Raw genomic sequence first — 7,042 nt, forward strand, 5'->3', positions numbered from 1 at the left:
CTCTACCCGGCCGACCGGCGTCACCCGGAAGGGAAACTGCGGCTCCTGTACGAAGCGGGACCGATGGCCTTCCTCTTCCGGCAGGCCCGCGGTGCGGAGAGCGACGGTTCCGGTTCCCTCCTCGAGCGCGCTCCGCGCACGCTCCACGACCGGACGCCGGTCCTGCTCGGTGGAGAGCGGGACGTGAAAGAGTTTCTCGCCCGGCGCAGCGGAACGGATCCCGAGCGAACTTGAACGCGGCCGCGACGCTGTGATACGAAAGGCACCCTTGCGAGGTGCTCCGGACGGCGGTGCACCCGCCGGGGGGGGTTTTGGGAGGCGGTTCGTGACGGTCCCGCGGGGAGTGGACACGGGGATGCTGACGCTGCGACAGGCCGCCGAGCAGACAGGCCTCTCGGCGACCACCCTGCGTCGCTACATCAAGTCCGGTCGCCTGCGCGCGCGCCTGGTGCCCGGCCGTTACGGGCCCGAGTACGTGGTGACGGAGGAAGATCTCGCCGCGGCTGGGGTGCCCCGTGAATCGGCCCTCCAGCGCCGGGAACCCGCCCCAGCAGGCCGTGTCCGCGACGGCGGCCCGCCGTCCTCCGTAGCGGAGCCTCTGCCGGCGGGGGCCGATCTGGTTCCCGGCCTGCTCTATCGCGAGCTGCTGATGAAGCACGAGCAGCTCCTCGTCCGCTACGGCATGCTCCAGGTGAGCGGGCGCCAGCTGTACGAGATCCGGGAGCAGGCGGAACGCCGCGCGGCCGAAGCGCGGCGGGCCGCACGGGAACTCCGCAAAGTGCAGGAGCGTCACGCCAAGGAAATCGGCCGCCTCCGGGCCAGCCTCCGGCAGGCGGAGCTGCGCCTCGCGGAGCGCGAGGAGACCATCCGGGAGCTGACCCGGCAGGTCCGCCGGCTCGAGATCGCCCTGCGCAACGCCCGAACCGCGCGGGCCTTCGACGAGGAGTTCCGCCGCGCCCTTCGCCGGATCGAACGCCCCGCCCCGCCTCCGCCCGCCGGAGCGGCCCCGAGGCCGCACGCCCCCTGACCGGCCCCTGGGCCCCGGCCCCCCACGCCCACTCGGGAGTGCATCCCCAATGGTGCGTCGGCGCGCCGAACTCGTTGAAAGATCGGAGGTTCCTCCGTCGATTGAATCGATGACCCGGAATCGGGCCGATGTCTGGTGCTCATCGGGTTGCCCGGCGTTTCGCACCATCCAGGAAGCACCTCCCATCGAGTCGCCCCCCGTTTCGCACCATCGAGGAAGCACGTCCAACCCGTTCCGGCCCGGGGGCGTTGCCGCCGAGAGCGGCGGTGTCCTTCGCGCCGGCGAAGTCCGGGACGGGCGGCCCTGTTCAGCCGACGCGCCGGAACAGCAGCAGCCGCCAGAGTTTGAGCACGTTGACGCGCCGTTCGTCGACCATCTCGAGTCCCGGGATCCGGAGGATCGTCTCCACCTCGAGGTCGAGCCGGAAACCCATGTGCCGGGTGAGCGGCGTCAACCGCCGCTCGAACCAGCGCCCGAGGCGGTTCCGGCTGCTGAAGTGGTTGACGACCGCGACGAGCCCCCCGCGGCGGCAGACCCGTCCCATCTCGGCGACGACCCTCCGGGGACGGGGGACGACGGACACGACGTACGGCGCCCAGACGGCGTCGAAGCTCTCGTCGGGAAAGGCGAGCTCTTCCGCGTCCATGCGCAGGAGCGCCACATCCGGAGTTCGCCCGCCCCGTTCCGCCCTTTCCGCCGCCTCGCGGAGCATCGGCAGCGACAGGTCGACGCCGACGATGCGGACCCCCTCCGGGTAGAGCGGAATCGTCAGCCCGGTGCCCACGCCGACCTCCAGGACCGTCTGCCCGGGCGTCGGCGCCAGGGCCCGCATGGCCTCTTCGCGACCCCGCTGGAGGACCTGGTTGAAGACCACGTCGTACAGACCGGCGAAGCGGTCATAGAAACGCTGCATCGGGCCCGGCGGCGCCGGTGCGCGTGGCCCGGCGCCCTCCCCTCCCCGCCGCGCGACCGAAGACGGCATCATCTCCCTCTCCCGCGGGGACGGGCGAGGCGCGACAGCCCGTCGAGTGCCTGCGGCCGCCCCATCGCAATCAGCAGATCCCCCGCCTCCAACCGCTGGTCGGGGGAGGGATTGAAGATCTTCTCGCCCGTGCCTTTGACGATCACCGTCACGATGATATCGAGCTCGCGACGGATCGGGCTTTCCTTGAGAGGAACCCCCACCAGCGGGGATCCCTCCGCGACCTGGACCTGCTCGAAAATGATCTCCGGACCTTCCCCCCGCGAGACCTCCTCGATGAAGTCGACGACCTCGGGCCGGAGCATCATGTGCGCGATCACCGACCCGCTGCGCTCGTAGGGGTTCACCACCCGCTGCGCGCCGGCCGCGAACAGCTTGGCCACGCTGCGCTGCTCGCTGCAGCGCGCCACGATGGTCAGCTCGGGGTTGAGCGAGCGCGCGGCGAGCACCGCGTAGAGGTTGTCCGCGTCCGATCCGAGGGCCGCCACCAGCCCGCGTGCCCGGGTGACCCCCGCCCGCCGCAGGACCTCGTCGTCGGTGGCGTCGCCGACGATCACGTACTCCAGTTCGCCGGCGGGTGGCTCCTCCTTGGTCACGACGACGAACGGGACGCGCTGGCCCCGGAGCGCCCTCGCGATCGCCGCGCCGACACGACCGTAGCCGCACACGATGACGTGATCGTGCAGCTTGGCCACCGCCCGCGTCATGCGGCGCCTCCAGAAGAGCTGCCCCTGGACCAGGGCTTCGGCCACGCTACCGGCGACATACAGCGCGATTCCGGCACCGACGGCGATCACCGCGACCGCCACGAGGCGTCCTGCGGGCGTCAGCGGGTGCACCTCGCCGTAGCCGACCGTCGTCACCGATATGACCGTCATGTAGAAGGCGTCGAGGACGGTCCACTGCTGGCCTCCGACCAACTTGAACGCGGCCGTGCCGGCGGCGAGCAGGGTCGCCGTCAGGGCGAGCGCGACCCGCAGCTGCGGTCCCAGCAACAGCGTCGTCTGCCCGCGGCGCGTCACGGCGGTGGATCGTACCACGGGGGCGGGCCGGTCCGGCCGGCCGCTATAATGCCCGCTTTCCGGAGCGCAGATCCATGGCGCAGCCCAGTCGAGAAGAGATCCTCCGCGCCCTCGCCGCGATTCCCTACCCCGGCTTCACCCGCGACATCGTCTCGGCCGGGGCGGTCGGCGACGTTACCGTCGAGTCCGGCCGCGTGATCGTGACCCTGAACCTTCCGGAGGGCCGCCGCGACCTGGCCGAGCAACTCACTCCCGCGGTGCGCAAGGCCGTCTCCGCCCTTCCCGGGGTCACCCAGACCGTCGTACGGGCCGGTCCACGCGCCCGCCTCCCGGTCGCCGGAGAGGGAGTCCAGGACGCCGGTCCGGCGCTGCCGCGGGCGCGGCACGTGATCGGCATCGCCTCCGGGAAGGGGGGTGTCGGGAAGAGCACGGTGGCGGTGAACCTCGCGGTCGAGCTGGCGCGCCGCGGCCGCGCCGTCGGATTTCTCGACGCCGACGTCCACGGACCGTCGGCACCGCTGATGTTCGGCCTGGCGGGGCAGCGACCTCGCACCGCCGACGAACGCGGCCGCCCGCGACCGCTCGAGGCCTACGGCGTCCGCGTGATGTCGATGGGGTTCTTCGTCGACCGCGGCAGCGCGGTGATCTGGCGGGGGCCGATCGTCGGGAATTTCATCAGGCAACTGCTGACCGATGTCGACTGGGGCGAGCTCGACGACCTGGTCATCGATTTCCCGCCCGGCACGGGAGACGCCCAGCTCACGATCTCGCAGACGCTGCGGATGACCGGAGCGCTCGTCGTCACCACACCCAACGAACTGGCCCTCATCGATGCCTTGAAGGCGATCGCGATGTTCCGCAAGGTCCAGGTGCCGCTTCTCGGCCTGGTCGAGAACATGGCCTACTTCGCCTGTCCGAAGTGCGGGGAACGGGCCGAGATCTTCGGCTCCGGCGGGGCCGAGAGGGCCTCGCGCGACGAATCGGTGCCCCTCCTCGGCCGCCTTCCGGTGGACCCGGATCTGGCCCGCGACGGCGACACGGGCCGGCCGGTCGTGGCGGCGCGCCCCGACAGCGCCCCGGCGGCCGCGTTCCGCGAGATCGCCGACGCGGTCCTGGCCGCCGTCGAATCTCGGGACGAGCGGCCGGAGGGGCTGAGTGCCTTCCTGAAGCGATTCGGGGGCCGGCATGGCTAGCTTGGCCGCGGCCCTGCTCGCGGCAGCGCTCGCCGCCGGCGCTGCACCGGCCCCCGATCGGACCGCGGAGCTGCGCCAGCAACTGACGGAACTCCTCGGCGACGCGCCGCGCGCCGAGCGGGTGAAGCGCCTCGCTCGTGTCGTGTGGCTCGACCCGGCGGAACCGGAGCTCCGGTCCATCGCCAAGGAGTGGCTCGTGAAGGAGGCGGAGTCGAATTCCGCTCCCATCGTCCTCGCCTTCTTCGACGCGCCGCCGGCGGCCCAGGTCGAGATCCTCGACCTGTTCCGGGAGCACTGGTCCACCTGGGGCCGCGGTACCGATCCGTGGCGCAACGAAATGCTCCGGGTGGGCCTGAGCAGCCCCGACCGCTCGGTTCGGCGGGCCGCCGCCCGCCTCCTCGCCTCCGCGCCCTTTCCGCGCATCGCCCACATCGCCGTGGACGCGGCGATGGCCGACCCCGATCTCACCGTCGCCGCCCTCACCGCGATGGCGCTGAATCGCGATGCGCACGCCGTGCGCTGGGTGTGCCGGCAGCTTCTCTCCGGCGACGACCGCGTGGAAGCGGCGGCGCGGCACGCGATCTGGGGCATCGGACACCCGGCGGCCTCCTGCCTGCTCCCGATGCTCGAGTCGGACGATCGCGAAACCCGCCGGCGCGCTCTCGAAGCGCTGCTGACGATCGCGGGCGAGGACGAGCTCCCGGCGCTCCACCGGTGGCTGGAGCTTCATGCGGAAGAAGAGCCGGCTCTCGCCGACCGCGTGCTCGACGCGGTGGCCCAGATCGAGGCCGGCCTGTACCGCCCCGAGCCCCCGCCTCGGCCGGAGCGGCTTTTCCCCGACGACTGATCCCGCCGGGCCGCCGGGTGTTCGCGCCCGGCGGAGCGCCCCGGTCGGCGAGCGCACGTTCGAGGGTCCGTGGGCAGCCGGCCCAGCCGCCACCCGGCGGATCGGTGGCCGCATGTTCCGCGGTGGATTCGGCCGCCTCGCGGCCGCCGAGGATCTCGTCCGATGTGTACCATCGATGCTACGAGTTGGGGGCCGAGCTTTCGAAGAACGAGAGGTGCTTCCTTCGCGGTGCGTTTTCCGCGCCGGTGCCCCGCTGGCACGATTCCTGACCGGACCGACGCGGCGGTAGCGTTCGCAGCCGCGGGAGCGGCACCGCGGCGGTGGGCCCGACACGGCGGCCGGGGCCGAAGAGCGGCCCGCCGCGGCGGTTGGCTTCAATGGCGGGGCCGCCGCCGCGAAGGCGCGAGCGGCGAGGATTCGGTGCTTCAGCTATGGCGGAAGGTGAGCGGGACCTGGCGATCGGGCGGACGTCCGACCGGCGCGCGCGTCCCGGATGCGCGAGGTGGGACAGGACAGGCCGCTCTCGCGCCCTCTCTGCGCGACACCGCACCATTGGGGAAGCACTTTGCGAAGAACGAGGAGAGCGATCCGAGAACAGCCGGCCGGGGCCATCTTCTACCATCACCGGATGGCGGCCGGCGAGTCGGACCGGAGCGCACTTTCGCGGCCGCACCACGCGCGGGTTCCGCGCCGGCGACCGCGGCGTTCACCCCCGCAGAGCGGCGAGAACGGCGTCGAAGGCGTCGAGCAGGCGCGGGAGCGGCTGCGCGTAGCTCACCCGGATCCAATCCTTTCCTGACGGCCCGAACGCCTCCCCCGGAATCACGACGATCCGATCGCGCTCCAAGAGCCGGCGCGCGACGGCCATCCCTCCCCCGGCCGCGGAGGCATCGAGCCATGCGTAGAAGCCTCCCTCGAGCGGTGCGTGCCGGATCCCTGCCCGCTGCAGCCTCTCGGAGAGGAGCGCCGCCCGGCGCCGGTAGGTCTCGCGGACGCCGGCGAGAGCGTCCCGCTCCTCCGCGAGGTACGCGGCGGCCGCGCGCTGTGTCGGCACCGGCGCGCAGGTGAGCACGGTCTGCTGGATCGCCACCAGCCGGCTCGTGAATTCCCGGTCCGGGCAGACGGCCCAGCCGACGCGCCAGCCGGGGATGGCCGCCGCTTTCGACAACCCGCCGACGGCCACCACGGCCCGCTCGGGCCGGGGGGGAGGCCCCGGGGCCCGCCCGTTGCCGACCCAGCAGAGTTCCGCGTAGACGTCGTCCAGAACGACGGCGATCCCGCGCTCGGCCGCTCCCTCCATCAGCCGCTCGAGTTCCGGCGCCGGCTCCACCACCCCCGTGGGGTTCGCCGGGCTGATCACCACGATCGCCCGGGTCCGCGGGCCGGCGAGGCGCAGCACGGCCTCCGCCTCGAGATGGAACCGGCGCCCGGGGTCGAGCGGATACGACCGCGGGACGGCGCCCCAGGCCGCCGCCGCGCGCGCCGCCCCCGGGAACCCCGGGTCCGGCACGAGCACCTCGTCGCCCGGGTCCGCCAGCGCGCCGATCACCGCGAACATCGCCTGTTGCGCGCCCGCCGTGACCACCACGTCCCCCGCCCCTCCGGCGAACCCCGGATAGAGCGAGGCGATCCGCTCGCGGAGCTCGGGACATCCGGCCGTCGGTCCGTAGCCGGCGGGTCCCCTCCGGGCCTCCTCGGCCAGCGCGCGGCGCAGGCCCTCCGGCGGGTCCACGTCCGGTTCCCCCAGGCCGAGGTTGACGGCGTCCGGCGGCGCCGACTCGAAGATCTCGCGGATCAGTGTGCGCCGGAGTCCCGCGACGCGGCGCGCCGGGCGCGGGCTCACCGCAACGCCTCCTCGAGGGCCGCCCGCGCGTCCGTCGCCTCGTCGCGGCGCTTCACGATCACCGCCGCGGCGAGGGCGACCCCCCGGGCGGCCGCCCACTCCCCCCGCGCCGGTCGAGCCCCCGCCAC

The 7,042-nt window shown here is 73.0% G+C and carries 7 protein-coding genes; 4 read left to right on the forward strand and 3 right to left on the reverse strand.

The window, feature by feature from the left end; translation table 11 throughout:
* Together D6718_06100 and D6718_06105 are read left to right on the forward strand one after the other, a co-directional pair.
* A partial coding sequence (locus tag D6718_06100) for a class 1 fructose-bisphosphatase (GenBank protein ID RMG46087.1) occupies positions 1-234 on the forward strand: 234 nt, incomplete at its 5' end.
* The gene (locus D6718_06105) at positions 218-1,027 is read left to right on the forward strand and encodes a helix-turn-helix domain-containing protein (protein RMG46088.1); all 810 of its coding nucleotides are present in this window, start codon (positions 218-220) and stop codon (positions 1,025-1,027) included. The genes D6718_06100 and D6718_06105, both read left to right, overlap by 17 nt.
* A gap of 307 nt (positions 1,028-1,334) precedes the next feature.
* Here D6718_06105 and D6718_06110 read toward each other — a convergent pair whose 3' ends face one another.
* Positions 1,335-2,012, reverse strand: a complete 678-nt coding sequence (locus tag D6718_06110; GenBank protein ID RMG46089.1) for a methyltransferase domain-containing protein — start codon at positions 2,010-2,012, stop codon at positions 1,335-1,337.
* Complete coding sequence (locus tag D6718_06115) at positions 2,009-3,049, reverse strand: potassium channel protein (protein ID RMG46090.1); 1,041 nt, start codon at positions 3,047-3,049, stop codon at positions 2,009-2,011. Before D6718_06115 ends, D6718_06110 begins: the two co-directional genes overlap by 4 nt.
* Positions 3,050-3,105: 56 nt before the next feature.
* On the opposite strand from D6718_06115, the gene D6718_06120 reads away from it, so the two are divergent.
* Positions 3,106-4,224, forward strand: a complete 1,119-nt coding sequence (locus D6718_06120) for an iron-sulfur cluster carrier protein ApbC (GenBank protein RMG46091.1) — start codon at positions 3,106-3,108, stop codon at positions 4,222-4,224.
* A gap of 1 nt (position 4,225) precedes the next feature.
* Positions 4,226-5,071, forward strand: coding sequence for a hypothetical protein (locus D6718_06125; protein ID RMG46092.1), 846 nt, complete (start codon positions 4,226-4,228; stop codon positions 5,069-5,071).
* A gap of 706 nt (positions 5,072-5,777) precedes the next feature.
* Here D6718_06125 and D6718_06130 read toward each other — a convergent pair.
* Complete coding sequence (locus D6718_06130) at positions 5,778-7,013, reverse strand: pyridoxal phosphate-dependent aminotransferase (protein ID RMG46093.1); 1,236 nt, start codon at positions 7,011-7,013, stop codon at positions 5,778-5,780.
* Positions 7,014-7,042: the final 29 nt, after the last annotated feature.

The organism is Acidobacteriota bacterium (assembly GCA_003696075.1).
In the GTDB taxonomy this organism is placed as follows: Bacteria; Acidobacteriota; Polarisedimenticolia; order J045; family J045; genus J045.

What these genes read in the sequence shown, in the direction of transcription:
- D6718_06110 (RMG46089.1), bottom strand. Translation starts at nt 2,012, where the DNA reads ATGATGCCGTCTTCGGTCGCGCGGCGGGGAGGGGAGGGCGCCGGGCCA.
- D6718_06120 (RMG46091.1), top strand. Translation starts at nt 3,106, where the DNA reads ATGGCGCAGCCCAGTCGAGAAGAGATCCTCCGCGCCCTCGCCGCGATT.